This is a genomic window from Erythrobacter sp. S57(2025) (genome assembly GCF_057365055.1).
Genome location: NZ_CP200299.1, coordinates 1713261 through 1737991, shown reverse-complemented (window position 1 = coordinate 1737991; position 24731 = coordinate 1713261). Strand labels below are relative to the sequence as shown.

Here is a 24731-nt window from a genome sequence, read left to right as displayed (position 1 = left end):
GGCTGTGATCTCTCGGTCCGTTTGAACAAAGAGACTAGCCGCTTTTGCCTGACTGTCAGCTTACTTTTTTTAGCACAGTGTTCAAAACCAGCCTTACTTCTTCGTAGGCGGTGTTCCACGAAGGCGAGATCGGTGGCTGGACAGGTCCAGCACTTCGCCAGGACTGCTTTCTTCTTCCTGCAGCAGGCCAAGGCGGCGAGCGACTTCGCGATATGCCTCTTCTTCACCGCCAAGATCGCGGCGGAAGCGGTCCTTGTCGAGCTTTTCACCCGATTTCATGTCCCAGAGGCGGCAGCCGTCAGGGCTCACTTCATCAGCGAGGATGACACGGCTGAAGTCGCCATCGAACAGACGGCCAAACTCTAGTTTGAAATCAACCAAGCGGATGTCGATCCCTGCGAACATCCCGCAAAGGAAATCGTTGATGCGGATCGCCATGGATGAAATGTCGTGCATCTCTTCCTGGCTTGCCCAGTTGAAGCAGGCGATATGCTCTTCGGCGATCAGCGGGTCGCCGAGCGAATCGTCCTTGTAGTAATACTCGATCAGCGTGTGTGGCAGCGGTTCGCCCTCTTCGATGCCAAGCCGCTTGCAAATGGAGCCTGCCGCAACATTGCGCACCACCACTTCGATTGGAATGATCTCAACCTGCCGCACCAATTGCTCACGCATGTTTAGGCGGCGGATGAAGTGAGTGGGGATACCGATATGCGAAATGCGGGTGAACACATGCTCGCTAATGCGGTTATTGATCACGCCCTTGCCGTTGATCGTGCCGCGCTTTTCCGCGTTGAAGGCGGTCGCGTCATCCTTGAAATATTGGATGATCGTGCCGGGTTCTGGACCCTCATACAGGATCTTGGCCTTGCCTTCGTAAATCTTGGAGCGACGGGACATTTGGACGAGTTCCCTACTTTAGCTGCGAATGGTGCCCGGGGGCGGAATCGAACCACCGACACGCGGATTTTCAATCCGCTGCTCTACCCCTGAGCTACCCGGGCATTCGCTGCGGCGACGGAGTGAACAGAGCCCCTCCGGCGAGCCAATGAGAGCGGCGCTATGGCGAAGCTGGATGCGCTTGGCAAGAGGGAATTGGCGGTTATTCGCCTGCCCGTAAGCGAAAGGCACGCTTATTCTTGGTTTTGCCAATCTTGGGCTGCAATTTGCTCCGGGTCGACCGGATCGCCAGGCACCGCATAACCATCGCCAAACCACTGCGCGAGATCGCGGTCTTTGCAACGCTGAGAACAAAAGGGCGTGAAGTCTTGCGTACGCGGTTTCTTGCAAATGGGGCAGGGGCGTTGTTTGCTCATGGGGCAATTATCTGAGCGGTTGGCGCTTCGAGTGCAAGGGCAGGATTGGTCTCAATCCGCAGATCACGCCCTGTGCGCTTACGCAGTTCATCGCACCATTCAGATTTGATTTTGGCTTTGAGGGCGGGGTGCACTGTCAATTCCGTTACGCCCGCGCCTTGCGCCCGTTCGGCCACGCGCATCGCATAGCGCGCGCATATGCAGGTGCGCGATGCGGCAAAGCGGTGGAGCAAAGATGGCCCTTCGAGCCGCGAAACAAGCTGGACGAAGCCAAAACCGTTCATCGCTGTGCGCTCATGCGACCAACCCGCCAGCGCTGCGTCCAAAGCTTCGGCCACGGCGCGCCGGTCCGCTTTCGCCTCTAGCGTAGGAAAGTCGATGCCCAAATTTCCAGCAAGCCCAAACCGCTGAATTGCTTGTGAAATCGCCGGAATTGCGGCAAGGGCGAGCTCGCGCGGGGGCAGATCGCCATCAATATCAATCACCGTCATGGCAGGAGTGACGCTGCACACAATTCCACCACCGGCAAAGGAAATAGTGGCTGAGGACGCCGCGTGCCATACCTCCTCCCACACGCCGCTTTCAAAGCTGCGCACGATTTGACCATCCGGCAAAATCGTGCCGTTCTGTGCCTCAATGTCGGGCTGCCCGTTTTCTAACCACCGGGCCTGAGCGCGCTTGAGGCGTCCCCTCTCAGCAATGGCTGCCCGAGAAATGCGCACCTGCCCGGCAAGTCCTTGCGTGGCGCTTGCAGGGAGGTGGTCGACCAATGCCTCTTGCCCATTTTCGAGGCTGACGGTGCCGCGCCGCGCACCCGATTGCTTGGCAACGAGCCGTGCATTGTGAATTTCGCCTGCAGTGAGCTCGCCCGGCCAAAGCAATTTGGCCGCTATCACTTCGCCATGCTGCATGAGCAGGCAGCGCGTCTCTCCAATGCCCTGTTCGATAAGCCATTGGGGACCGCCCGGATCAGCCAATGTCAAAGCCTGCGGATTTTAGCAGGGCGCGTGTCTCAAAAAGCGGCAGGCCCATCACACCCGAATGCGAACCCTTGATCCACTGCACCAGCCCCTCTGCTAATCCCTGAATGGCGTAGCCGCCTGCTTTGCCCTGCCATTCATTGCTGGCAAGATAGGCGGCAATCTCTTCGTGAGCGAGTGACTTAAAACGCACCGTGTTTTCGTTGAGCCGTTCGCGCAAGGAGCCATCAGGTGCGCGCAAGACAACGCTAGTCAAAACCACATGTCGCCTGCCTGACAGCAGCTCTAGGCAAGATTTTGCCTCTGCCTCTGCCTCGGTTTTGGGCAAGATGCGCCGACCTGCAGCCACCACCGTGTCACCCGCCAGAACATAGCCGGGTGCGTGCACGGCCAAAGCCTTCTCGCGTCCCATGCGCAGCGCATAATCGCGGGGCCGCTCATCTTTGAGCGGGGTTTCATCAATATCGGCAGGTGTCACAGCGTCGGGCGTCACCCCCAACCGCGCGAGCAAATCGCGCCGTCTGGGCGAGGCCGAAGCCAAAGTGAGATGGGGAGCGCCCATTCAGGCGGGTCCGTGGGCCTACTGAGGGCCGGGACCACCACGGCCCGGCATAAAGCGGTAAGTGATCCGCGCTTTTGTCAGGTCATAGGGTGTCAGTTCGCATAGCACTTCGTCACCAACCAGCACGCGGATGCGGTTCTTGCGCATCTTGCCTGCGGTGTGACCCAGCACTTCATGACCGTTTTCAAGCTCTACCCGGAACATCGCATTGGGCAGCAGCTCGACGACGCGCCCGCGCATTTCGAGAAGTTCTTCTTTAGCCATGTAATTCCTTATTCGTGTTGCGGACGCTGCTATACGCCCTTTTTCGTGTCAGCGCGCGCCATGTAGCGATGGTGAGCGCAAAAGGAAAGCCCAGCGCCTGCACAGCCTGATTTCTGGTGTTTCTTGTGTTTTTTGAGCGCTTGAAGGAACGTGTCGGGTGCCTACCGCATTGATCGCCTAATCGTCGCGCTTCGTTCACTCTGGTGCAAGCTGATACAATTCAGATGCTTGTGCCCAGGTCCCATTCGTTCAATCAGGCACTGTATGAACCCCTCATCTCTTTCCCGCTTTGCCTTTTTGGCGAGTGTCAGTGGCCTTGGCTTGATCAGCCAGCCAGTCTTTGCCCAGGAACAGGGTGGGGGCGCTCCTTCGGCGCCCCAAGATGCTGGCGGCGAAGAACGCGCCACGGAGCAGGCAGAGGCATCATCTGAAGGCGGCATTATCGTTCGGGGGCAACGACTGCGCGGGCAATTGGATGTCGAGCAAGCGCCGATCCAGGAATTGAACGCAGAAGATATCGCCGCCGAAGGCGTGACCTCCATCGCGGACCTTATCACGCAGATCACTGCGCAATCGGGCTCTGCACGCGGGCGCGGCGGAGGCGGTCGACCGGTGATCCTGATCAACGGCATCCGCGTCGGCTCTTTTCGCGAGTTTGCCAATTATCCGCCAGAGGCGCTCGACAAGGTTGAGGTCTTTCCAGAGGAGGTCGCTCAGCGCTTCGGGTTTCCACCTGACCGGCGCGTTATCAACCTGATCCTCAAGGAAAACTACCGCAACGCCGAAGTGGAGCTGGAGTTCGAAGGCCCCTCACGCGGCGGCTATCACCAGCGCGAACAAGAGCTTGGCTTCCTCCAAATCGCCGATGGTGCTCGGATCAATTTCAATTTTGAGGCCAATGACACATCGCTGCTGACCGAGGATGAGCGCGACATCATCCAAACCGATGGCTCAATCTCAGAGGTGGCAGGCGATCCTGCGCAGGCGCCTTTCCGCAGTCTGGTAGCCGATGCGCGTGGTATTGAGGCCAATGTCAGCTGGGCCAAAGCGCAGATAGACAGCGGCACGTCCTTGTCTGCCAATGTGAACTACGATCGAAGCGACCGACGGACCTTGCAAGGCCTGAACAGTGTCGTGCTGACCGATGCGAGTGGTGAAAGCGTTTTGCGGACTTTTGGTGAGGACACACCACTGGAACAGAACATCTCCAGCGACACGTTCTCAACCTCGGGTTCACTGACCAAGCCGGTCAACGCATTTCGCCTCACCAGCACATTCAACGCAAGCTTGAATGAGACCGAGCAGTTTATCGATCAGCGCTTTGATACAAGCGGGCTTCAAGCTGACGCACTGAGCGGTTTGCTTGCGCTCGATGGCGCGTTACCTGACAGCGCCGATGCTGGATTTGATATTGCATCGACGCGTAACGTTTCCGCGAGTACGCTCACGACTTTACGCGGGCCGCTTTTGGATCTTCCCGCAGGGGAATTGCTGACTACATTCAGGGTCGGGTACAACTGGACCAACTTCGAAAGCGCCGACACCCGCAACAACCTTCCAGTTGATTTGACGCGCGGCGACCTATCGACCGGCGTGAACATCGTTGTTCCAATTACCAGCCGCCGCAATGGATTTGCCGATGCGTTGGGCAGTTTCACATTCAATGCGCAGGCCGGGGTGCAGCACCTTTCCGACTTTGGCACTCTGGGCGATTACACCTTGGGGCTCAATTGGTCGCCATTCGACAATTTCGATCTATCTGTCAGCTATATCGAGCGCGAAGTTGCGCCTGGCCTGACCGCGCTCGGCAATCCGCAGGTTGAGTTTCTCAACGTCCCCGTCTTTGACTTTGTGAATGGGGAAACGGTCCTCGCGACCGTTACCACTGGCGGTAATCCCGATTTGCTGGCGGAAACACAATCAGACTGGAAGTTCGCTGCCAACTGGGAACTTCCCTTTTTGCGCGGTGCGCGATTTACAGCCGAATATATCAGCAACCGTTCCGATGATGTGACGCGCGGCTTTCCAAATCTAACGCCAGAGATCGAAGCAGCTTTTCCCGATCGTGTGACACGTGATGCATTTGGCACTTTGACCGCGATCGATACGCGCTTTGTCACCTTCGCTGAAACGCGCAGCGAGCGGCTGAATTTCGGGCTGTTCTTCCGCGGTTCTATCGGTGCTGGCCAGCAAAACGGGCGACCGCAAGGCGGGCGCGGTGGTGGACGTCCCCAAGGCGGGCGACCCCAAGGAAATCCACAGAGCGGACGGCCACAGGGCGCTCCACCCAGCGGCGCTGATGGAGCTAGTGCCGGTTCTCCCGGTGCGCGGCCCAGCGGCCCGCCAAGCGCTGAACAACGCGCTGCTTTCATGGAGTTTCGCACTCGCATCTGCGCCGACGACGGACTCGAGGTGCTCACCCGCCTTGTCGAAGCGGCTGAGAATGGTGAGGACCTGTCTGACACCGTTCCTGGGTTCGATGCCGCCCGCTTCGAACGATTGCTCGCCCGCGTGCGCGATGAAGACGGCAATGTTGATCCTGCGCGCCTTGCCCGAGTGCGAGAGCGGATTTGTTCTTTTGACCCGGCTAGCATGGGCCCGCGCGGTGACGGTGGGGGAGACGGCGAACGTCGTGGTCCCAGAGGTCCACGTGGACCAGTTGGCCCGATGGGCGAAGGTTTCGAAGCATTCCGTGCAATCGCCTGCGCTGAGGACGGCGAGGAACGTCTGCGCGCACTGATTGCCCGAATTGATGCTGGCGAAGATGTGTCCGATGAAATCCCCGGCTTCGATCCCAATATGGCCGGCTTCATTCTCAATCGCCTGCGCGGCGAAGACGGCACGATCTCTTCAGAGCGCATCGCTCGTATGCGTGCACGCTTCTGCGAAAATCAGGGGAGTGAGGGTGCTGAGGGCGGTCAATCGCAAGGGCAATCTCAGGCCAATTCTGAGGGCCGAGGCGGCCCGCCAGCTGGCTTTAATCCGTTGGCTCGGCGCAGCTTCCCCGGCTTCCGCTATTTCGTATCGCTCAACTACACGCATGAGCTAGCGAATGAAATTCTGATTGCGCCAGGCTTGGACCCGCTCGACCAGCTTGATGGCCAGGCGACCAGCTCGTTTGGTTTCCCGCAAAGCAATGCGCGGTTGGAAGCGGGCATTTTCGGCAGCGGCGTGGGCATGCGTGTGTCGGCGCGCTACACTGGCTCCACCCGGCTCGAAGGGTCAGGCGCAGCGGGCGCCTCGGACATATTCTTCGATGATTTGGCGACTTTTGACCTGCGCCTCTTTAGCGAAATCGGTCAGCTTGTCGGCAAGAACGAAGGGGTCCTGAAAAACCTGCGCATCTCTCTGCTCGCCAACAATATCTTTGATGCACGGCGCAATATCACCGATGAAAACGGCGACACGCCGACCAACTACCAACCGTTTCTGATTGATCCTGTTGGTCGGTTTATCGGTATAGATATCAGGAAGTTATTCTAACTCGCGCTGAACTTTGGAAACATCCAGCCATGGCCGGTCTTGGCCTTGAACGGTTTCCACGTACCCTCTGCCTGAGCCAGGCGATCCGCCATCGCGACCATCACAGATGGGTTCACGCCAAGGCCCAGATGGCTGGCATGGACCAGAATGTTTTCGCTTGGATGCTCACCCTCGGCCTGAACGCTGCCGCGCCAATGAACCACGCCATCGGTTTTGGTGAAGACTGATGTGGTGGGGACGGGCGGCGCTTCATCGAGCGCTTGGAAACGGCCCTGTTGCAGAACCTCGGGCTCTTTCCCATTGAGCAGCTCAAACAAAGCGCGTGCGTTGGAAATGCGACGATCATTAGTGATCGGGCTACCAAGGCTCATGACAAGGCGGACTTTCTCAGGGTGTAATTTGGCAAGCTCCCGCGCGATCACTCCGCCAAGGCTCCAACCGATCAGCGACACTTCTCGACCGTTAGTTTTATACAGCCGGGTTAGTTGGCTTTCGAGCCGTTCAATCAGTTCACCATCGATGCGAATGTTGCGCCCAGAATCCCAACCATGCGCGTCATAGCCAAGGCTGCGCAACAGGCCGCGCATTGGGACGGTTGAAGTGTTGGAGGCCATAAAGCCAGGCAGGCACATCACGCTATGGCCATCGCCTTTTGGCAGAGTGCCAAGCAGCGGGCGCAGGGCGACAAAGGCGCCAAATTCGAACATGGCGCGCCCTTCGGTGAGAGTCCAAATACGGTTTGGACCTTGCGTTTCAGGAGCTTGATCAAGCTCGTCCATGTCAATTGCCTTACTGGCCATTTTATTGCTCTCCTCGAAGGGTTATTTCTTTGTTGTTATTGTTTTTTTGGTCGCCGCGCGCGGTTTGCGCTTTGTGGGCGCCTTTGCTTTTGGAGCTGTCTTGCGAGCCGCTGGTTTGCGGGCCGACGCTCTTTTTGCGGGCGCCTTCTTGGCAGCCGGCTTTGCGGCAGGCGCGGTCTCGGCAGCTTTCGCAGCTGCCAGCAATTCATCAAAGCTGGCTTGCAAACACTCAGAATAGAACTCTGGATCGGGCATGATATCGCGGCAGGCGGTGAAGCTAATATAGGCTTCATCGACGTAGGACTGAACCACGTGGGCAAGTCCCAAGCCATCGGTCAGGCAGATAAGCGAAAGCGCCATGCTCTCCATCCGCGCGCCAGTGGAATAGATGTGCACAGGCGGGCCGGGCACATTGGTCACAACCGTGTTGAACGGCATGGCCCTATGCGCAAGGCTCACCCTGCTGAACAATTGCGCGCCCAATGCCATGTAAAGCAGCGGATTGACTTTGCTCACCTCTGTCATGGTGCGCGCGCCAATCGCGTTGGTCATCGCCTTGGAATTGCTGGTCTGTTTGTAGACATAGGCCAGACGCTCTGACGGATCTGCAATATGGGTGCCGAGCGGAGCGACCATGGCGGAGACCTGATTGCCCATGTCGCCCTTCTCATCGCCAGAGCGCACCGAAATTGGGGCCATTGCGGTCATGGTTGCCTTGGGCAGATCGTTCTTTACAGTGAGATATTTGTGTAGCGCTCCGCCGATTACTGCGATGGCGACATCATTGACCTTCGCCTCTGGCAAAATCGCGCGGATCGATTTGAATTCCTTGAGATCAAACGCGCATCCCTCGACCACGCGGTGCGGAGAGATCGTTTTGTTGAACCGCGTGCGCGGTGGGACGAGGTCGCTGGTGACCTTAAACTCGCGCGTGATCAGCCCTTTAACCGCACTGGCCACTCCGGGAAGGGCCTGCGCTGCAACTTGCGCCTGCTTCATCGGGTTGAGCAGCGCGTTGACGTAGCTTTTGCCGAGCAGCTCTACAGGGCCGGGGACTTTCTCAGGCTTCCATTCATCAGGCTTATTGGGCGGAGGCACATTGGGAGCGAGCGTGTGCACCGCCTCCATCAGGTCAATCCCGCTCATCCCGTCAATCGCGGAATGGTGGACTTTGGTCACAAAGGCGAAGCAGCCCTCTGGATAGCCGCGCACATTGTCGAGCCCTTCGACGACGGTGAATTCCCATGGCGGGCGGTTGAGGTCGAGCGGGCGGGCATGGATGCGCGCTGCCTGAATGCATAGCTGCCGCCAATCACCCGGCTTTGGCAAGGCGACGTGACGCACATGATACTCAAGGTCGAAATTGGGGTCTTCGATCCAGTATGGATAATCGAGATCGAAGGGCACACGCACCAGACGCTGACGCATGGTTTTGGAAAGCTGCAGGCGCGATTCAAAGAATTGCAGGATGTCTTTAAAACGAACAAAGCCGCCCGGTGCTGTCTCCGGATTGTAGATCAGCACACTGCCGATATGCATCGGAGAGTTCGGCGACTCCATCGCAACAAACGATGAGTCCATTCCTTGCAATTGGCGCAAGTTGTTCTCCTGCTAGACATCCTCAAAGGGCGGCTCTTTTGAGCTCTTTGACCAGAGGTAAGGAGGTTTCAGTTCTGTTACAAGCTGACGCAAGCGTAAGTGTTGCACTTGTGGACAGGTGAGTGAAATAAAATTACGCGCCGATGCTGTCGCCTGCGGCTACTCCGCTAGCCCATGCCCATTGGAAGTTATAGCCGCCCAACCACCCGGTCACATCCACCGCTTCTCCGATGGCATAAAGGCCGGGGACGGACTTGGCTTCCATGGTCTTGCTGGAAAGTTCACCTGTGGAGATGCCGCCAATGGTCACTTCGGCCTTGGCAAAGCCTTCGGTGCCATTGGGTGAGAAGCGCCAGTTTGCAAGCATTTCGCCCGCTTCGCGCAAGGCCTTGTCAGGCACATTACCAAATTCGCGGTCAATGCCCAGACGCAGAGCCAGAGCATCCGCGAGGCGGTCGGGCAAATGTTCGCGCAGGACGCTCCGTAAGGTGGCGCGTGGGTGATCGCGCTTCATGTCGATCAGCCAATCGCTGTCCGCTTGAGGCAGGAATGTGATGCCAACCTCCTCGCCATGCCGCCAATAGGAGGAGATTTGTAGGATAGCGGGGCCGGATAACCCTTTGTGAGTGAACAAGGCGGCTTCCGCGAATTCAGCCTTTGACTTGCCTAAACCCGCTCGCGCACGCACCCGAGCGGAAACGCCGGACAATTCGCGGAACAGCACATCGTCACCACCCAAAGTCAGTGGGACGAGGGCAGGGCGTGGCTCCACCACTTTAAGGCCAAATTGTCGCGCCAGATCATAGGCAAAGCCGGTAGCGCCCATTTTCGGGATCGATGGGCCTCCGGTCGCGATCACCAATTGCGGTGCAGCAAAAGAACGCCCGCGGGCGGCGACTGCGAAAGTGTCGCCATCCTTCACCACCGTTTCCACCTCGGCGCCGCAAATCACGTCGACGTTCTCGCCGCATTCATCGAGCAGCATTTGAACGATCTGCTTGGCAGAGCCATCGCAAAACAGCTGCCCCAGCGTCTTTTCATGCCACGCAATGCCGTGTCTTTCGACCAGCTCGATAAAATCGCGCGGCGTGTATCGGGCCAGCGCCGACTTTGCGAAATGCGGGTTGTCGGAGAGGAAATTGGCGGGGCCTGCATCCACATTGGTGAAATTGCAGCGCCCGCCGCCAGAAATCAGGATCTTCTTGCCCGGCTTCTCACCCTTTTCGAGCACCGCCACACGTAAGCCCCGCTGGCCTGCACGCGCGGCGCACATCAGTCCTGCTGCGCCTGCTCCCAGAATTATGATGTCATAATGTTCCACAAAGGTCGCGATAGGGCTGAGCAGCGTGAATGCCAACCAAACAAAAAGGCGCAAGCGGTTGCCGGGGTAGGGTCAGGTCCGCTTGCGCCTTTCATGCCAGCAAAGGGCACTGGCATTGGAGAGAGGGTTGGTTGTTAGACCGCTGGCAGGGCCGGCTGCGCCGCCGTCACCAATTTGCCCAGAGTGTTCCATTCTTCACGCGGAGACCAATTGCGGTTCGCGCCAAGATAGGAATGATCGTCGAGCTCAAGCAGGCCAATCATCACCTCTGCAACGATGGTTGCGCCAACGGGCCCAAGCGCTTCGCCTTCATTGGTGCTGCCATCGGGTTCTGCGCGGCCAATCACTTCGGCCTCTGCCAGCAGATAGAGCCATAGAGGAATGCCATCTGCGCCCAGATCGCCGTTTACCTTGGCTACCTTTTTGACGACTTTTTCAATCTGCTTTGGATCGCAGCCGATCGCCTCTGCAATCTTCTCTCCGCCCGGAAGCAGGAAGGTGTTGCCGCGCAGCAGGTTGCGGGTCGCGAGCGAGCTTTCATCTCCTGCACCTATAAAGGGCAGGTCAAGCAGATCGCCCGCCAGCTTGGTATCGAGCTTTTGTGCCCGTTCAACACTGCGGTTTTCTGGTGTGAACAGCAGCTCATGCCAGTCCACCACTCCCAGTGGATCAGTCACGGCATCAAAGCCAAGGCCAAGCGTTGCGCCAAACAGCTCTAGTTTCGCCTTACCTTTGCGAGTTTGCAGCGACATTGGGATCATTGAGTGGCCAAACCGGTACGCCGCGACCGAGAATTCGACCGGGATGAAAGGCACATTGCCGCAATAGACCTGACGTCCGCAGCCAAGGATACGCTCAACCACTGGCTGACCGCAGATCGCGGTGAGGAAATCGTTCACCAGCGCCCATTGGTAATGCCAAGTGGTGGTCCGGCGAGCCTCTTCGTAAAGGTCATGCCCTTCCAGCCCGTCCTCTGCATTCAACGTATCGCAGACATGGTTGTGAAAGCGAATGATCGCGAGCTGAATCTGGCTGATGATGCGGTTTTCATCATTGCGCGGATCGCCGATGATTGCCCGGCCATTGGGTGCGCGCAGCAAATCATGCTCGGCAATGCCCGGCTGGCCCGGATTGTCCGCACCTGTCAGCAGCTTTGCCCCACCAAATGCTCCGCCTTGCTCAAACAGATAAGGCTGAGCCTCTGGCCCGAGACCATAGATGCAATCGAGGTCGAGCGTAGGTGTGCGCACATTCGCAATCTCACCCGGGTTGTCGACGACCGTATCAAAGGTGGTGGAGGCATCAAGCGTGATGTCATGGTCCACAAACTGGCCAAAGAAGATCATGCCCACTGGCACTGTGTCAGTGGGATCATTCTTGGACTTGCCGTCCATGGGTCCGCCCTTCTTGCCGATAGCCTGAAGGATGTCTGGCCGTGTGTAGGCTGGGCTGAGTTCTGGGAACAGGCGGCCAAAGCGATCATCGCGCTGGTCGCCAAAGTTCTCGTCGCCATAATGCTGTACGCTGCAATAAGGGTTCATCCCTTCGAGCGTCTTCATTCCGTGATGGTCTGGATTTGTCATTTTATTGCCTCTGTTAGTTTAACGTAAGGCAACCCGGCTGATTTTTTATAAGTAGAGATTATAATTTTGTTTCGATTCGCACATTGTAGTGAGCCGTCAAGAGTCGGCGCGTTGCGTTATTCTGTGTGCGACTGGCGGTAGAGCGAGTATTTACTTGATTCTGTTTGTAGAGAAGCGTCACGAACATTGTAGGAGTGCGACACACGCCTTGTTTTGGGGGTTAGGCTAAGGCCGTATCTTCCCCTTATCGGCCTCACATCCTATCTCTGATCTCATGTCACGGACCAAAGCCGGATCCCCACAAGACCCACGCGGGGCTGAACGTTTCAATGAGGAACGCGCAGCCTATACGGTCGCGAGCGCTCAGCCCAATTTGGAGGCAGGCGTGACGGCGATCCGTGAAGTGGTGAAGACGCTCAAACCCATTCCCGGCGTCTACCGTATGCTCGATACGCGCGGCGACGTGCTTTATGTGGGCAAGGCGCGCAGTCTAAAGGCGCGGGTGGCGAATTACACGCAGGTGAGCGGGCTCACCAATCGGCTGCAACGCATGGTCTCGCAATGTCGCAGCATGGAGATCATCACCACCAATTCTGAAGCTGAGGCGCTGCTGCTCGAAGCTCAGCTAATCAAACGCTTTCGTCCGCCTTTCAACGTGCTGTTGCGGGATGACAAAAGTTTCCCCTTCATCCTGCTACGCGCCGATCACGAATATCCACGCATCCACAAACATCGCGGCGCGAGGCGGGCTAAGGGCAACTATTACGGTCCCTTTGCCAGTGCCGGTAGCGTGAACACGACGCTCAACGCGCTGCAAAAGCTGTTCCTGCTGCGATCCTGCACGGACAGCTTCTTCAACAATCGTGACCGGCCATGTCTGCTCTATCAGATCAAGCGCTGCTCTGCGCCGTGCGTTGGGCGCGTGAGCACGCAGGATTATGATGCGCTGGTGGGTCAGGCGAAGGAATTCCTCGCAGGCAAATCGGGCAAAGTGCAGGCCGATCTTGAAAAGCAGATGGCGAAAGCGGCGGAAGAGCTGGACTTTGAAACCGCAGCGATCCTGCGCGACCGGCTACGCGCGGCGACCTTTATTCAGGGTAGCCAAGCGATCAATGCGAGCGGTGTGGGGGACGCCGATGTCTTCGCTCTCGCAGCCAAAGGCGGGCATATCGGCGTCCAAGCCTTCTTCATTCGCGGCGGTCAAAACTGGGGGCACCGCGCTTTCTTCCCCAGCCACACAAAGGAAGTGGACGAGGCGCAGGTACTCTCCAATGTGATGCTGCAATTCTATGAAGAAGTGCCTCCACCGCCCACCGTGCTGGTCGACCGTGAGCTGCCAGAGCGCGAACTGATCGAAGCGGCTTTGTCCGAAGTGTCAGAGAAGAAGGTCGGTATCTCCATCCCCCAGCGCGGCGACCGGCGCAAATTGCTCGCCCAGGCGCAGCGCAATGCGGTTGAGGCGCTGGAGCGGCGGTTGGCGGAAAGCGGGACCAAGGCGAAGGTCAATCGCGATCTGGCGGAATTCTTGGAACTGGCCGAGCCACCCAAGCGGATCGAGGTTTACGATAACAGTCATATCCAGGGCGCGAAGGCCGTGGGCGCGATGGTTGTTGCCTCACCTGAAGGCTTTGAAAAATCGCAATATCGCAAGTTCAACATCAAAACCGCGCAGACCAATGATGACTACGCGATGATGCGCGAAGTGATGGAGCGGCGGTTTAGCCGCGCGATGAAGGATGATCCCGACCGCGAACGCGAAGGGGTGTGGCCCGATCTGGTGTTAGTCGATGGCGGCAAAGGGCAGCTCTCCAGCGTCATGGAGGTGCTGGGCGAGCTTGGCATCGAAGACCTGCCCGTTATCGGCATAGCCAAGGGGCCACATCACGGGCGTGAAGGGCGCGAAGTCTTCCACTTCCCCGATGGCCGCGAAAAAATGCTGCCGACCAATTCGCAAGTGCTGTTTTATGCCCAGCGCCTGCGCGATGAAGTACACCGCTACGCCATTGGTGCGCACCGGGCCAAGCGCAGCAAAGCCATCACTGCATCCCCGTTGGACGAAATTCCCGGCATCGGCCCTGCTCGCAAACGCGCGTTGCTGCTGCATTTCGGTACAGCCAGCAAAGTACGCGCGGCGGCCCTTGAAGACCTACAACGCGCACCGGGCGTCTCTGATAAGGTCGCGCAGCAGATTTACGATTTCTATCATGCTGGCGGCTAAGGTGTCTGCATGGTTTGGCCAGTTCAAATATTCCTATTCGCCGTCATACCAGCGGTTTTGCTTGGATTGCTTGTTGTCCTGAAACGTTTTTCGGATAGCAATCCGGCCTTCAAACGACCTTTTAATTGGTTGGGTTCGGCGCTTGCGCTTGGCACTTTGGTCCTATTTGGCGTGGTCGCTTTTTACGACAATTTCGCTGGCGGAGTATACGCCGACCGAGCAACTGCGGTTCGGTCAGCCTTTGCGCTGCCTGACGATGTCGAAATGGGGCACATCAATAAACTTCACCGTTCGCCCGCTTGCTGGTGGCCCGACACCCATGTCGAAGGCGAAGCATCATTCCCGAGTGAGGAATCCTTTGATAATTACCGAATCCGCGCACAGGATCAGACAGCTCTGGTCACCCATGTTGCGACGTATTTCGGCGTTCCTGCGGACCGGATTGCGGTTGAAGACGGCGCGCTTGATTGGCGACGGATGGATAAACGCTATTCCGTCAATGGGCAGGGCAAGGAATGGAATGTCCGATATCGCCGCTATTTCGGTGGTCCCCATCTGTGCGTCGCGGTTGATGAATCGGAAAGCGATGATGCGGCGATTACACTGCGCCGATGCGATGCTCAGGTTCATCCGAAGGATCGCGGGGGTCTTGGCAGGGTGATTGCTGTGTTGAACAACAATTCTCAGTCGCTTGATGTGACCCTTTCGTTCCCAGGGACAACGGCAGCGTGCAGTAATTCGGTGCGCGCTTCGTTCAACTCGATGCTCGGTCTTTCTGAAGCGCAAGTGATTAGGTAGGCAAACGCCGCGCATTTGTGCAATACAGCGCGGGTTCACCGTGTCTGGGTGAAGCCATCAACCGAATTTTCGGAGACCACTTATGAGCGACCGTCAACCGGCGGCCACCCAAACTGATGCTGCCCCGATAAAGCGAGGCGCGTTCACTCGCTTCCTCGACGGCGTGGAGTGGCTTGGAAACCTGCTTCCGCATCCCGTGACGCTATTTGCCATACTCGCGCTAGGGATCGTGCTGCTTTCGGGGCTGCTGAGCTGGATGGAGCTCGCTGTGGTGGACCCTCGGCCCGCGGGAGCAAAGGGCGTCGCAGAGGACGGCATGATCCGCGCCGTTAGCCTGATGGATGGCGACGGTATCCGCCGTATCTTCACCAATCTGGTCACCAACTTTACCGGCTTCGCGCCGCTCGGTGTGGTGCTTGTCGCGATGCTGGGCGTGGGCGTTGCAGAACGTTCCGGGCTGCTAAGCGCTGCTGTTCGCGCGATGGTTTTAGGCGCGCCAAAGCATTTGGTGACGGTTGCGATTGTCTTTGCTGGCATCATCTCAAACACCGCATCTGAGGTCGGTTATGTCGTACTAATCCCGCTGGCCGCAGCGATCTTCTATGCGCTGGGGCGGCATCCGCTCGCGGGTATGGCGGCGGCGTTTGCGGGCGTTTCTGGCGGTTACAGCGCAAACCTGCTGATCGGCACTATCGACCCGCTGCTTGCCGGGATCACGCAGGAAGCCGCCCAGTTGATTGCGCCTGAATACACCGTGGTCGCGACCGCGAACTGGTATTTCATGGTCGCATCGACCTTCCTGATCACCCTGATCGGCTCACTGGTGACGATCTATATCGTTGAACCGAAGCTGGGCACGTATGACCCCTCAGGCGCGGACCCCACCATCCTGGATGACCGGACGATGGAGGATGTGACCGACAATGAACGCAAAGGCCTGCGTTGGGCCGGATTTGCGCTGATCGGCGTGCTGGCTTTCATGGCGCTGACGCTGGTTCCCGATTGGGGCGTGTTCCGCAATCCAGAGAGCGGCGACCGGATCGACAGCCCGTTTTTTGATGGGTTCGTGGTTTGGATCCTGATCTTCTTCGTCGCCGTGGGTTACGCCTATGGCCGCGCTGTCGGCACGATGAAAACCGACCGCGATATTATTGACGCCATGGCGGCAGGTCTGTCGACACTGGGCCTCTATATCGTGCTGGTGTTCTTTGCCGCGCAGTTTGTGGCGTTTTTCGGTTGGACCAATTTGGGCGCGATTACGGCTGTGACGGGCGCGAACTTTCTGGTCGAGACGGGGATGACTGGGCCGATGATCTTCTTCGCCTTCATCCTTCTATGCGCGTTAATCAATCTGTCACTGGGCTCGGCCAGCGCACAATGGGCGGTCACCGCGCCGATATTCGTGCCGATGCTGATGCTGATTGGGTACTCACCCGAAGTCATCCAAGCCGCCTATCGGATTGGCGACAGCACGACCAACATCATCACGCCGATGATGAGCTATTTCGGCCTAATCCTCGCCTGGGCGACCCGCTACGACAAGAATCTTGGCGTGGGTACCATGATCGCGATGATGCTGCCCTATTCGATGCTGTTCATGCTGTTTTGGTCGCTGTTTTTCTATCTGTGGACCTTTGTCCTGGGTATCCCAGTGGGGCCAGGTTCACCGACCTATTACTCGCCGGTTTAGGCAGCGCTCACTCGTACAAAAAGGGCCGGTCCGCGCTTTCGCAGACCGGCCTTTTCATTTGGCTTTTTGAAAGCTTAGCGTGGGTAGGTCCAAGCCGAGCCGCGCGCGAGGTTTTCGCTGGCGAATGCCCAGTTGAGCTTACCGTCAACCACTGCGTCCAGATAGGCTGGGCGCGCGTTGCGGTGGTCGATGTAATAGGCGTGCTCCCATACGTCGATCGTCAGCAGCGGATTGTAGTCGCTGTCTGCAAGTGTATCGCCATCATGGGTTTCCTGGATCGACAGCATGCCGTCTTTTTCAGCGAGCCAGACCCAGCCGCTAGCGAAGTGGCCTGCGCCGCGTGACTTAAGCTGCTTCTTGAGCTCTTCGACTGAGCCAAAGGCGTCTTCGATTTTCGCTTTCAACTCGTCAGATGGCGCGGTTTCTTCGCCCGCCATTGAGTGCCAGTAGAAGGCGTGGTTCCATGTTTGCGCTGCATTGTTGAACAGACCGCCATTTGTTTCGCGCGCATCGGCGATAACGGCTTCGAGAGCGGCATCATCATGAGCGGTGTTCGCGATCGCATCATTCATCTTGGTCACATAGGCATTGTGGTGCTTGCCGTGGTGGAATGAGAGCGTTTCAGCCGAAATGGCCGGCGCAAGAGCGGTATCGGGATAAGGCAGGTCGATAAGATTGAAAGCCACGGTCGTGTCCTCTTTGGTTGGATTTGCCTGAAAGATTGAATTTGTCAGGCGCTATAAACAGAATGCACCGGCGCGGCAAAGGTTGCGCAACTCTTCAGACCGAATTGCGTTTTTCTGACGAGCGAGTGCATAGAATTCGTCGACTATTTTGAGATTTTACAAAAACTTGCATGCAATTGCTGCGTGATCTTGGTTAGATAGTGGGCAATGTTGCCTATTCGGATTGCCCGCATTTCCGGGCGAAGCACTGAACCGAGATACTCTGACGGGGCCTTCGTTGTGTTCCGCCGCAGCGCGCGCGCCACGCGCGGTGACATCGTATTGGCGCGTCACCCTGACTTTGGTTGGATCATCAAGGAAGTGGGCGCGGTTTCAAAAAATGGTCGTCTTGCGCTTAACGGGATGTCGCGGCTGGTTGCAGGCACCGATGCGGCGTCTTCGGTCGCGCGCAGCGAAGTGTTTGGCAAACCGCTTTTCCGCATTCCGCTGCTGCGCTGGCGCACACCGCGATAGCTTGCGTTAGATCGCTTCAGGCTGCCGCTGCAATTCTAGCGGAGTGATACGCCGCATCTGCCTTTAGCTGTGAATGCTCGACCCACGTCGTGTGAACCCCGCTCGAGATTTTGTGCGGCAACGCCGCGCGGCAGATCGGGCCTTTGGTCACGTCACTCGCATCGAGGATCGCCAGTTCTGATGTTCCGGTATTCTCATCGATCAGAAAGGTGACGAGGTAGCCATCGTCTTCAGATTGAGCGCCTTTGCGCGGCACCATTGGGCTTTCACTGACATAGACACCATCAGGCAGTTGGAACACTTGCTCCTCGCACGTCTGGGTATCGTGGCGGACATAGCCGTTGAAAAGGAACCAGCCAGGGCGCGTTGTGGTGGACCACAAATACCGGCTTTTGCGCATCAAATAGTCTGGGTTGATCATCCCAAACTCAACGATGCGATCAGAGAGCCGCTCTTCGGTGGTTTCGCCGGTCTTCAGATTGAAGCGCCAGCGGTGCAGGCGGCTCTGGAAAGAATGCTCATCAACATAGGCCATCATGTGGCTGTATTCGCCCGCTTCCTCGATCGGGTCGGGCATGGGTTTGTCTTGGTAGTACCCTTCGAGGATTACCTCGTCGCCTTCCTCATACGCATTGGTCCAGTGGAGGACGTAGGTTGGGGAGGCTTCGAACCAGCGAATGTCTTCCGGCTGGCCGTGGCGCGGGATCAGCGCAAACCGTGTCGGCACGCCGTCATGAATGCGGGCCGCGTGGATGTTGCGTTCCAGCAAATCCTTGTCCCAAAACAGGGGCATGTCGTTGAGGATCGACCAGTTCTTGGTGATCGCCATGTCATGCGGCAAGCGTGGGCCGGGCAGCGGGATCGGCACGTAGTGAACCAGCGCGCCCGAGCGGTCGACGACGCCGTAATGCATGTAGGGCGCGTGCTTTGAGTAGTTGAAGAACATCAGCTCTCCGGTCGCCTCATCCACCTTTGGGTGCGCTGAAACACCATCGAGCGGCCCCCACGAAGCCTTACCCAAATTCTGAAGCGTGACCGGGTCAATCTGCCATGCCTCCCCGCATTGGTAAAAGGTCGCATAGGCTGTGCCTGCATGGACGATAATGTCGGTCGAGCCTGTGTCCTTCAGCCCCTCATGCGCGCCAAAGCCGGGGCGCTTGGAGGTGCCCACAGGGTCCATAAGACCACCCCACAGCGCGCCACCAGCGATTTGCTCTGCATCAAAGCAGTGTGTGCGCACAAAGCGGTTGCGATAGCTCGCTTTGCCGCCCGAAATGCTCACCTGATGCACCATCGCATCGCCATCAAACGGATGATGGCGGCCCAGCGGCTGGTGCACGGGGTTTTCGGTATTGCGCAGGTAAATTCCGTCAATGTCAGCGGGGATTTCACCTTCGATCACCTCTAGCTCGTCAACATCCACTTCCTCATGAACCGGCGTCCATGGCCCCGAAAGATAGGGGTGGTTTGACGGTTCAAGGGTCGTTTTGACCGGCGGCTGGCGGGTGATTTGCATTCGGCTCTCCTGAAACCTCAGATTATACCATGAAACGCCAAGCGCAATCTTGATCTGGATCAATGACACGGCCCGGTGCGACGCCGACAATGCAGTTCCCACCAAGGAGAGCACCCATGAAACACATTTTGCTACATATTGATGGAGACGCGTTCATGCAGGCGCGTTTGCAGGTCGCGATGGATATTGCGCGGGGCTGCGATGGCCACATCACCTGCCTGCAATCGGTCAGTTATGAGGTGTTTGCGCCCGGAGACTTTTACGGTTCCGCCATGGCAGCGGCCATGCCCGTCATCAAAGACGCAGCCGAAGAATTACGCGCAAAGATTGAAGCGGACCTCTACAATGAAGACGTGTCGTGGGAGTGGCGGTTTATCTATGGCCAGGCAGAGCACCGCTTGCTTGAGCAATCGCCCTTGCATGACATCATCATTGTTGGCCCGCACGACATAGGCGAAGGCGTTGGACCTTCTTCCATGGCGGGCGAACTGGCTCTGGCCGCGCCAACGCCTGTGCTGGTTGTGCCAGAGGATTGCGCCCGGCTCGATATCGAAGCGCCCATTTTGATCGCATGGAATGGATCAGCAGAAGCCTGTGTTGCGCTGCGCCACGCATTGTCGCTGCTGCAAAAGTCGAGCAAGGTCTATCTCGCCACTGTTAGCGAGAAGCGCGGTAAATCGCGCGCCGAATTCTCAGCGCTTGAAGCGGCGACCTATCTCAGCCGCTATGGCGTCAATGTCGAAATGGTCGAGCTGCCGCGCGGCGATGCCAAAATCTCAGACACGCTGTTTTCAGCGGCAAAGATGCGCGAATGCGGGATGATGGTGATGGGCGCCTATGGCCACTCAAGACTGTCAGAATTGCTGCTGGGCGGCGTCACGCGGCGCAGCTTGAGCGATCCGCAATTGCCGATCTTGCTCGCGCATTAGAGGCGTCACACCTCTTTAAACGTTACCATTTTCTGCTGATCTTCGTCCCACAGGGTCAGCAGGAATGGCTTCACCGTGTGCCTCATGGTCATGCGGTTGACATCGGCGAGCTCGGGGTGGGCGTCGAGCGCTTCTTCCAACCGGTAGAAGGGAATGCGGCTCATCAAGTGGTGGATGTGGTGGATGCCGATATTGGCGGTGAACCAACGAAGCGGCAAAGGCAGATGGAGGTAAGAGCTGCCCCATAGGGCGGCCTCTTGGAAGGACCATTGCTCGCGCTCTTCCCAATGCGTCTCTTCGAATTGGTGCTGAACATAGAACAGCCACACGCCCATTGTGGCGGCGACCAACAGGGTCGGCAGGAACACCAGCGCGGTTGTCAAAATGCCGAATTGCCATGCGAGCAACGCGAGCAGCACAGCTGTCACGGCATTGGTGGCCATCGCGCTGACCCAATAGACCCAGCCTGCCTTCATCAGGCCAATCGGCAGGCGATGGCGCAGCAGGAACAGGTATGCCGGGCCAAACCCAAGCAGCACGAGCGGGTGGCGATAGAGCCGATAGCCAAACCGTCCTAACGGGGAGAGCGCCTGAAACTCCTTCACCGTAAGCGTATCGACATCGCCAAAGCCGCGCGCATCCAGATTGCCGGTGCCCGCGTGATGCAGCGCATGCGATTTGCGCCAGCAATCATAGGGCGTCAGCGTTACCACGCCGATAGCGCGGCCAATCCAGTCATTGCTCGCTTTGCCATTCATAAATGATCCGTGGCCACAATCATGCTGAATGATGAAGCTACGCAGCAAGAACAGGCCAGAGAGCGGGGTCAAAATCAGCGCGAGATAATAGCCCGACGACACTGCCCACAAAATGCCGCCCATCACCGCGATCAGCGGAGCGAGCGTCACGCCCAGTTCCCACCACGAACGAATTTCGCTCGGTTTCCTAAAGGCAGCAAGGCCGTGAAGCAGCCTTGGCGTGATGATCATCCGCGATGGCTCTGGTGAAGCGACCTCACTTTCCGAAGTGGAAGGGGAGGCGGTGTCGCTCTGCTCTAGCATTGTCGCAGCTGTCCTTGGGGAAGGGAGATAAAGTCACGCCATTAAGGGCGCTTCGCGTGGCAAAGCAACCTCAGACTATCGCAAAATGGAGCTTTCTCGATGAACGTACTTTCGTGAAGAGGGGGCGCTGTGATGGTAGGCATCGCCATTTTCCTACTCGCCCAACCCGCTATATTATGTGTTTGTTTGAGTATGAGCGTCGAAATCCAACAGATGTGAAAAATCGGAAAGTTACAGTTAAGGTGCTGCGATTTTCAAAATTCGCAAGAAAGGTCAGAAGTTTACGAGGAACTCGAATATTTTTACACGGTACACTTACGCGGTCCAAACTGGCGGCGCGTTGTGACCCGAAGCTACTTGCCCTTGCGCTTTCGCATCATACCCTCTTGCGCAACGCTGGCGACCAATTGGCCTTCGCGGTTGAAGATGCGGCCCCTGTTGAAGCCGCGTCCTTTGCCCGACCACGGTGCATCGGTGCAATAGAGCAGCCATTCGTCCGCTCGCGCTTCGCGGTGGAACCAGATCGCATGGTCAAGGCTGGCACCCACCAGCTCACCGCGCATCCAGCTAAGGCCGTGGGGAAGGGCGCTCGTGCCCAGCAGCGTGTAGTCGCTGGCATAGGTGATGATGGCGCGGTGCAAGGCGGGGTCATCGGGCAGCGCGGCGGCGGTCTTAAACCAACTATGGGCGCGCGGCTCCTTGGGCTCAGAATTCATCCAATGCAGCCGGTCAACCGTGCGCATCTCAATCGGGCGAGGGCGCAGCATCAGGGCGCGTTGAGCTTCGGGCACCTTGTCGCCCATCTTGTCCACCATCAGGCGGCGCAGCTCCATATCGGTCTTCAGCTCCTCTGGCGGGATGACCTCGGGCATGGCGGCGTCCTCATGCTCCATCCCTTCCTCTGGGGTTTGGAAGCTGGCGGTGAGGTTGAGGATGGGTTTGGGCCTGCCATCTTCGTCCTCTTGCGCGGCGACGACCCTGCGATTGGAGAAGCTGCGCCCGTCAAAGTCCCGTTCGATGCGGTACTCAATCGGTGCGCCTTCGCGCCCTCCGCGCAGGAAGTAGGCGTGGAGCGAATGTGCGGCTTTGGTGTCGGGCACGCTTGCCTGGGCGGCTTGGAGAGCCTGAGCGAGGACTTGCCCGCCAAATACGCGGCCGATGCCGCCCTTCTGCTCGCGGCCTTGGTAGATGTCAGCTGCACGCTTTTCGACCGTAAGGAGCTTCACAAGCCCATCGACGAGGCGCTGGGGATCGGGCTGCTGATTGTCGGCTGTGTCAGTCATGCGATGCGCCATGCTTGCAGGCGGCGCAGCGGTCAAGCCGGGAGGTTACGCATCGCTGTGCGGCGTGAGGCCAGCCTTGCGCAGCGCGCGGTACGCGAACGCCTTTGCCCGGTTGCGCGCGGGCCAGCGAGCCGGTGCTTTGGGCGCGATGCCTGCGCGGCGCAGCCGCTGGTTGAAGGCGCGCGCATCGCTCTCCTCATAGCTCCAGTCAGAGCGCCAAGTGATCGAAAGCGAAACGGAGCTCTCCGGTCCATTGCGCACGAAGTGAGGGGCCATAACCGGCACGAACACGGCATCGCCGGGGCCAAGCGCGAACTCACGCGCGCCTTCCATGAACCGGTCCTGCCAATGCAGCTCTCGCGGGCCGCCCGTGTGGTAGCTCTCATGCACCTCATCTGCGGCATAGTGCGAATTGCCGGCGGGAAACTGAGTCATCACCTTGGTCCCGCGAACCTGCAACAGGATGTTGTGCTCTGGATCGAAGTGATAGGGTGTGACAGCGTTCGGGCTGGAGATGAAGATGAAGGCTTGGGGACGCAGCAGTGCGCCGGTCTTGGCCTCGATCTCGGCGCTGATCTCGCTCAGCAGAGTGTCGAGCAGCGCGCGGTAGACAGGCGCTTGCTCGACGTTCTTGAGCACGGCCCAGCTGTTCGCCTCTGCCACGTGCCGGATCGTATCGCCAATGGAGAGGCCGGTCGCATCAGGCTTGCCATCGACGCCGATTGGCAGATCGCCCCGGTTGTACTCGATGCTTGCCTCAGGCAGCTGCTCAGCAAGGTCAGCCAGCGCATCCAATTCCAGCAAAGCATGGCTGCCAAGCGCATGGCGCAGCGTGTGCGGTGTCTCGGGATAGGCCGCGGCGAAGGCGGCGCGGGCCTGCGCATCGAACACGTCGGCGCTGGCCGTATGCGAACTGCTGAATTGGTGATTGGGGGAGTTCATGACTTTGCCCCCTTACGCGAGCCGCGCGTCTCATACGCCGCCATCTGCTTGAACGCGAAACGGCGTAGCTTGCCGCCAATCGCGACGTTGCGGCTAACGATGCAGCGCTTCTCTCTCCATAGTCGTTCGATCATAGGGTGGCCTTCGACGGCGCAGCTATCCGCCCATGCGATGTCGCTGCGCTCCAGCAGGACGAGGTTCTCAAGTTGCAACAGCAGGCCGGGGGAGAAACGGGCATATTCCTCATAAAAGGTGGTCTTGAAGCTGAAGACACCGGGCGGCGTGACGAAGTTTGCCAGCATCGCAACGGCGCGGCCATCGAGACGCAGGGCTACGCGCTCAAGTCTGCCAGCCGCCGCTGCGCCTGTCATAGCCTCGGAGAAGAAGGCCCGTGTTCCATCTCTGCTTGCAAGCGCAGAACCTGCTTCACCCTTCCACCCTTTGGATTCGAGGGTGAGGAACTCCTCAATCCAATTACCTAGCCCTTCCGCATCGTCACGGCGTTCCAACGTCAGCTCTCCGCATTCGGAAAGGCGCTTGTACTGGCGGCGCAGCTCTTTGCGCTTCTTGGCGCTCATCGCCGCGTCTAGATATGGCTCTGGTCCCAAGTCAGAAGCGAGCATAGCGCGCTCGCCTTCATTGACTGTGACGACCTGTCGTCCATCGCGCTCAGCAACCTCCTGCAAAGCCGCGGCCATGGGGCCGTCTGCGGGGAGTTGCGGCAGGTGAAGGAACATGGCTCTGCCGGGCTTGCGGTCAAAGCGATCAAGCAAAGCGACCCAGAAATCTCGCTCATACCCAGATGCGACAAGCGGCGCGCTGCAAAAGGCGTTGGTGTGCAACCATGCGGAAGCATGCGAGACACGGTGGCCGTAATAGCGCTTACTGCGCTCAATCGGGACAAGACCGCGCAAGCGACCGTCCACGATGTAAGAGAGCAATGCGAACTTCCCGCCATCGTGCAATCGCCGCAGCGAGGGGATCAGGCACCATGGCTCATAAAACGGATTGGGTTCGGCAGCGTCATTGGCGAGCGCTTGCCACTTCTCAAGAAAGCGCGGATCGGTGGCTTGCGGGGTCGAGACAAGGCGAAGCTCCGCACCGCCAGCGGATGTCGCCGTTTGCTTGGGAGCGCTGGCAAAGTTCAGCGCATTGCTATCTGGCGATGCCGCCAAGTCCATTCCCTTAAC

The 24731-nt window shown here is 58.2% G+C and carries 21 protein-coding genes and 1 tRNA gene; 6 read left to right on the top strand and 16 right to left on the bottom strand.

What is annotated here, in order from left to right; genetic code table 11:
* Positions 1-93 precede the first annotated feature (93 nt).
* From purC to infA, 6 genes are all read right to left on the bottom strand, one after another.
* A complete protein-coding gene (gene purC / locus AC0V6N_RS08465) occupies positions 94-897 on the bottom strand; it encodes a phosphoribosylaminoimidazolesuccinocarboxamide synthase (protein ID WP_486171131.1) in 804 nt (267 codons plus the stop codon).
* 29 nt (positions 898-926) lie between these two features.
* A tRNA-Phe gene (locus tag AC0V6N_RS08460) sits at positions 927-1001 on the bottom strand.
* A gap of 129 nt (positions 1002-1130) precedes the next feature.
* The gene (locus tag AC0V6N_RS08455; protein WP_486171130.1) at positions 1131-1313 is read right to left on the bottom strand and encodes a DNA gyrase inhibitor YacG; all 183 of its coding nucleotides are present in this window, start codon (positions 1311-1313) and stop codon (positions 1131-1133) included.
* A complete protein-coding gene (locus AC0V6N_RS08450) occupies positions 1310-2290 on the bottom strand; it encodes a ribonuclease (protein WP_486171129.1) in 981 nt (326 codons plus the stop codon). Before AC0V6N_RS08450 ends, AC0V6N_RS08455 begins: the two co-directional genes overlap by 4 nt.
* A complete protein-coding gene (locus tag AC0V6N_RS08445; RefSeq protein ID WP_486171128.1) occupies positions 2283-2855 on the bottom strand; it encodes a Maf family protein in 573 nt (190 codons plus the stop codon). The genes AC0V6N_RS08450 and AC0V6N_RS08445 overlap by 8 nt, the downstream gene beginning before the upstream one ends.
* 18 nt (positions 2856-2873) lie before the next feature.
* On the bottom strand, positions 2874-3119 hold the full coding sequence (gene infA / locus AC0V6N_RS08440) for a translation initiation factor IF-1 (protein WP_007163491.1): 246 nt from the start codon (positions 3117-3119) through the stop codon (positions 2874-2876).
* A 264-nt stretch (positions 3120-3383) separates the two neighbouring features.
* Between infA and AC0V6N_RS08435 the strand changes: the two genes are divergently transcribed.
* Positions 3384-6602 carry a TonB-dependent receptor gene (locus tag AC0V6N_RS08435; RefSeq protein WP_486171127.1) on the top strand — a complete coding sequence of 1073 codons (3219 nt, stop codon included), beginning with the start codon at positions 3384-3386 and terminating at the stop codon, positions 6600-6602.
* Here the strand turns inward: AC0V6N_RS08435 and AC0V6N_RS08430 are convergent.
* From AC0V6N_RS08430 to AC0V6N_RS08415, 4 genes are all read right to left on the bottom strand, one after another.
* Positions 6599-7402 carry an esterase/lipase family protein gene (locus AC0V6N_RS08430; RefSeq protein ID WP_486171126.1) on the bottom strand — a complete coding sequence of 268 codons (804 nt, stop codon included), beginning with the start codon at positions 7400-7402 and terminating at the stop codon, positions 6599-6601. The genes AC0V6N_RS08435 and AC0V6N_RS08430 overlap by 4 nt on opposite strands.
* A gap of 21 nt (positions 7403-7423) precedes the next feature.
* Positions 7424-8983, bottom strand: a complete 1560-nt coding sequence (locus AC0V6N_RS08425) for a WS/DGAT/MGAT family O-acyltransferase (RefSeq protein WP_486171125.1) — start codon at positions 8981-8983, stop codon at positions 7424-7426.
* Positions 8984-9134: 151 nt separating this feature from the next.
* Positions 9135-10322 (bottom strand): BaiN/RdsA family NAD(P)/FAD-dependent oxidoreductase, encoded by a 1188-nt coding sequence (locus AC0V6N_RS08420; protein WP_486171124.1) that lies wholly within the window; start codon positions 10320-10322, stop codon positions 9135-9137.
* 134 nt (positions 10323-10456) lie between these two features.
* Positions 10457-11905 (bottom strand): peroxidase family protein, encoded by a 1449-nt coding sequence (locus tag AC0V6N_RS08415; RefSeq protein WP_486171123.1) that lies wholly within the window; start codon positions 11903-11905, stop codon positions 10457-10459.
* Between the two features lie 274 nt (positions 11906-12179).
* Between AC0V6N_RS08415 and uvrC the strand changes: the two genes are divergently transcribed.
* The 3 genes from uvrC (at position 12180) to AC0V6N_RS08400 (ending at position 16611) form a co-directional block, all read left to right on the top strand.
* A complete protein-coding gene (gene uvrC / locus AC0V6N_RS08410) occupies positions 12180-14123 on the top strand; it encodes an excinuclease ABC subunit UvrC (protein WP_486171122.1) in 1944 nt (647 codons plus the stop codon).
* A 129-nt stretch (positions 14124-14252) separates the two neighbouring features.
* Entirely contained in the window at positions 14253-14921 is a 669-nt protein-coding gene (locus AC0V6N_RS08405) for a hypothetical protein (RefSeq protein ID WP_486171121.1), read from the top strand.
* An 82-nt stretch (positions 14922-15003) separates the two neighbouring features.
* Entirely contained in the window at positions 15004-16611 is a 1608-nt protein-coding gene (locus tag AC0V6N_RS08400) for an AbgT family transporter (protein WP_486171120.1), read from the top strand.
* Positions 16612-16685: 74 nt separating this feature from the next.
* Here AC0V6N_RS08400 and AC0V6N_RS08395 read toward each other — a convergent pair whose 3' ends face one another.
* Positions 16686-17297, bottom strand: a complete 612-nt coding sequence (locus tag AC0V6N_RS08395; protein WP_486171119.1) for a superoxide dismutase — start codon at positions 17295-17297, stop codon at positions 16686-16688.
* A 207-nt stretch (positions 17298-17504) separates the two neighbouring features.
* Between AC0V6N_RS08395 and AC0V6N_RS08390 the strand changes: the two genes are divergently transcribed.
* Positions 17505-17810 carry a S24/S26 family peptidase gene (locus tag AC0V6N_RS08390; protein WP_486171118.1) on the top strand — a complete coding sequence of 102 codons (306 nt, stop codon included), beginning with the start codon at positions 17505-17507 and terminating at the stop codon, positions 17808-17810.
* A gap of 16 nt (positions 17811-17826) precedes the next feature.
* On the opposite strand, the gene AC0V6N_RS08385 is transcribed toward AC0V6N_RS08390, so the two are convergent.
* Positions 17827-19326: a carotenoid oxygenase family protein gene (locus tag AC0V6N_RS08385; protein WP_486171117.1), complete on the bottom strand. Its 1500-nt coding sequence runs from the start codon at positions 19324-19326 to the stop codon at positions 17827-17829.
* 116 nt (positions 19327-19442) lie between these two features.
* Between AC0V6N_RS08385 and AC0V6N_RS08380 the strand changes: the two genes are divergently transcribed.
* Positions 19443-20255 (top strand): universal stress protein, encoded by an 813-nt coding sequence (locus AC0V6N_RS08380; protein ID WP_486171116.1) that lies wholly within the window; start codon positions 19443-19445, stop codon positions 20253-20255.
* Positions 20256-20260: 5 nt separating this feature from the next.
* Here the strand turns inward: AC0V6N_RS08380 and AC0V6N_RS08375 are convergent, their stop codons facing one another.
* From AC0V6N_RS08375 to AC0V6N_RS08360, 4 genes are all read right to left on the bottom strand, one after another.
* Positions 20261-21316 carry a fatty acid desaturase gene (locus tag AC0V6N_RS08375; protein WP_486171115.1) on the bottom strand — a complete coding sequence of 352 codons (1056 nt, stop codon included), beginning with the start codon at positions 21314-21316 and terminating at the stop codon, positions 20261-20263.
* Positions 21317-21669: 353 nt separating this feature from the next.
* Positions 21670-22599 carry an acyl-CoA thioesterase gene (locus AC0V6N_RS08370; RefSeq protein ID WP_486171114.1) on the bottom strand — a complete coding sequence of 310 codons (930 nt, stop codon included), beginning with the start codon at positions 22597-22599 and terminating at the stop codon, positions 21670-21672.
* Positions 22600-22644: 45 nt separating this feature from the next.
* On the bottom strand, positions 22645-23541 hold the full coding sequence (locus AC0V6N_RS08365) for a cupin-like domain-containing protein (RefSeq protein WP_486171113.1): 897 nt from the start codon (positions 23539-23541) through the stop codon (positions 22645-22647).
* Positions 23538-24716 (bottom strand): GNAT family N-acetyltransferase, encoded by a 1179-nt coding sequence (locus tag AC0V6N_RS08360; RefSeq protein ID WP_486171112.1) that lies wholly within the window; start codon positions 24714-24716, stop codon positions 23538-23540. Before AC0V6N_RS08360 ends, AC0V6N_RS08365 begins: the two co-directional genes overlap by 4 nt.
* Positions 24717-24731: the final 15 nt, after the last annotated feature.

What these genes read in the sequence shown, in the direction of transcription:
- AC0V6N_RS08375 (WP_486171115.1), bottom strand. Translation starts at nt 21,316, where the DNA reads ATGCTAGAGCAGAGCGACACCGCCTCCCCTTCCACTTCGGAAAGTGAG.
- AC0V6N_RS08455 (WP_486171130.1), bottom strand. Translation starts at nt 1,313, where the DNA reads ATGAGCAAACAACGCCCCTGCCCCATTTGCAAGAAACCGCGTACGCAA.
- AC0V6N_RS08415 (WP_486171123.1), bottom strand. Translation starts at nt 11,905, where the DNA reads ATGACAAATCCAGACCATCACGGAATGAAGACGCTCGAAGGGATGAAC.
- AC0V6N_RS08380 (WP_486171116.1), top strand. Translation starts at nt 19,443, where the DNA reads ATGAAACACATTTTGCTACATATTGATGGAGACGCGTTCATGCAGGCG.
- uvrC (WP_486171122.1), top strand. Translation starts at nt 12,180, where the DNA reads ATGTCACGGACCAAAGCCGGATCCCCACAAGACCCACGCGGGGCTGAA.
- purC (WP_486171131.1), bottom strand. Translation starts at nt 897, where the DNA reads ATGTCCCGTCGCTCCAAGATTTACGAAGGCAAGGCCAAGATCCTGTAT.
- infA (WP_007163491.1), bottom strand. Translation starts at nt 3,119, where the DNA reads ATGGCTAAAGAAGAACTTCTCGAAATGCGCGGGCGCGTCGTCGAGCTG.
- AC0V6N_RS08430 (WP_486171126.1), bottom strand. Translation starts at nt 7,402, where the DNA reads ATGGCCAGTAAGGCAATTGACATGGACGAGCTTGATCAAGCTCCTGAA.
- AC0V6N_RS08370 (WP_486171114.1), bottom strand. Translation starts at nt 22,599, where the DNA reads ATGACTGACACAGCCGACAATCAGCAGCCCGATCCCCAGCGCCTCGTC.
- AC0V6N_RS08445 (WP_486171128.1), bottom strand. Translation starts at nt 2,855, where the DNA reads ATGGGCGCTCCCCATCTCACTTTGGCTTCGGCCTCGCCCAGACGGCGC.
- AC0V6N_RS08435 (WP_486171127.1), top strand. Translation starts at nt 3,384, where the DNA reads ATGAACCCCTCATCTCTTTCCCGCTTTGCCTTTTTGGCGAGTGTCAGT.
- AC0V6N_RS08425 (WP_486171125.1), bottom strand. Translation starts at nt 8,983, where the DNA reads ATGGACTCATCGTTTGTTGCGATGGAGTCGCCGAACTCTCCGATGCAT.
- AC0V6N_RS08385 (WP_486171117.1), bottom strand. Translation starts at nt 19,326, where the DNA reads ATGCAAATCACCCGCCAGCCGCCGGTCAAAACGACCCTTGAACCGTCA.
- AC0V6N_RS08365 (WP_486171113.1), bottom strand. Translation starts at nt 23,541, where the DNA reads ATGAACTCCCCCAATCACCAATTCAGCAGTTCGCATACGGCCAGCGCC.
- AC0V6N_RS08390 (WP_486171118.1), top strand. Translation starts at nt 17,505, where the DNA reads ATGTTGCCTATTCGGATTGCCCGCATTTCCGGGCGAAGCACTGAACCG.
- AC0V6N_RS08400 (WP_486171120.1), top strand. Translation starts at nt 15,004, where the DNA reads ATGAGCGACCGTCAACCGGCGGCCACCCAAACTGATGCTGCCCCGATA.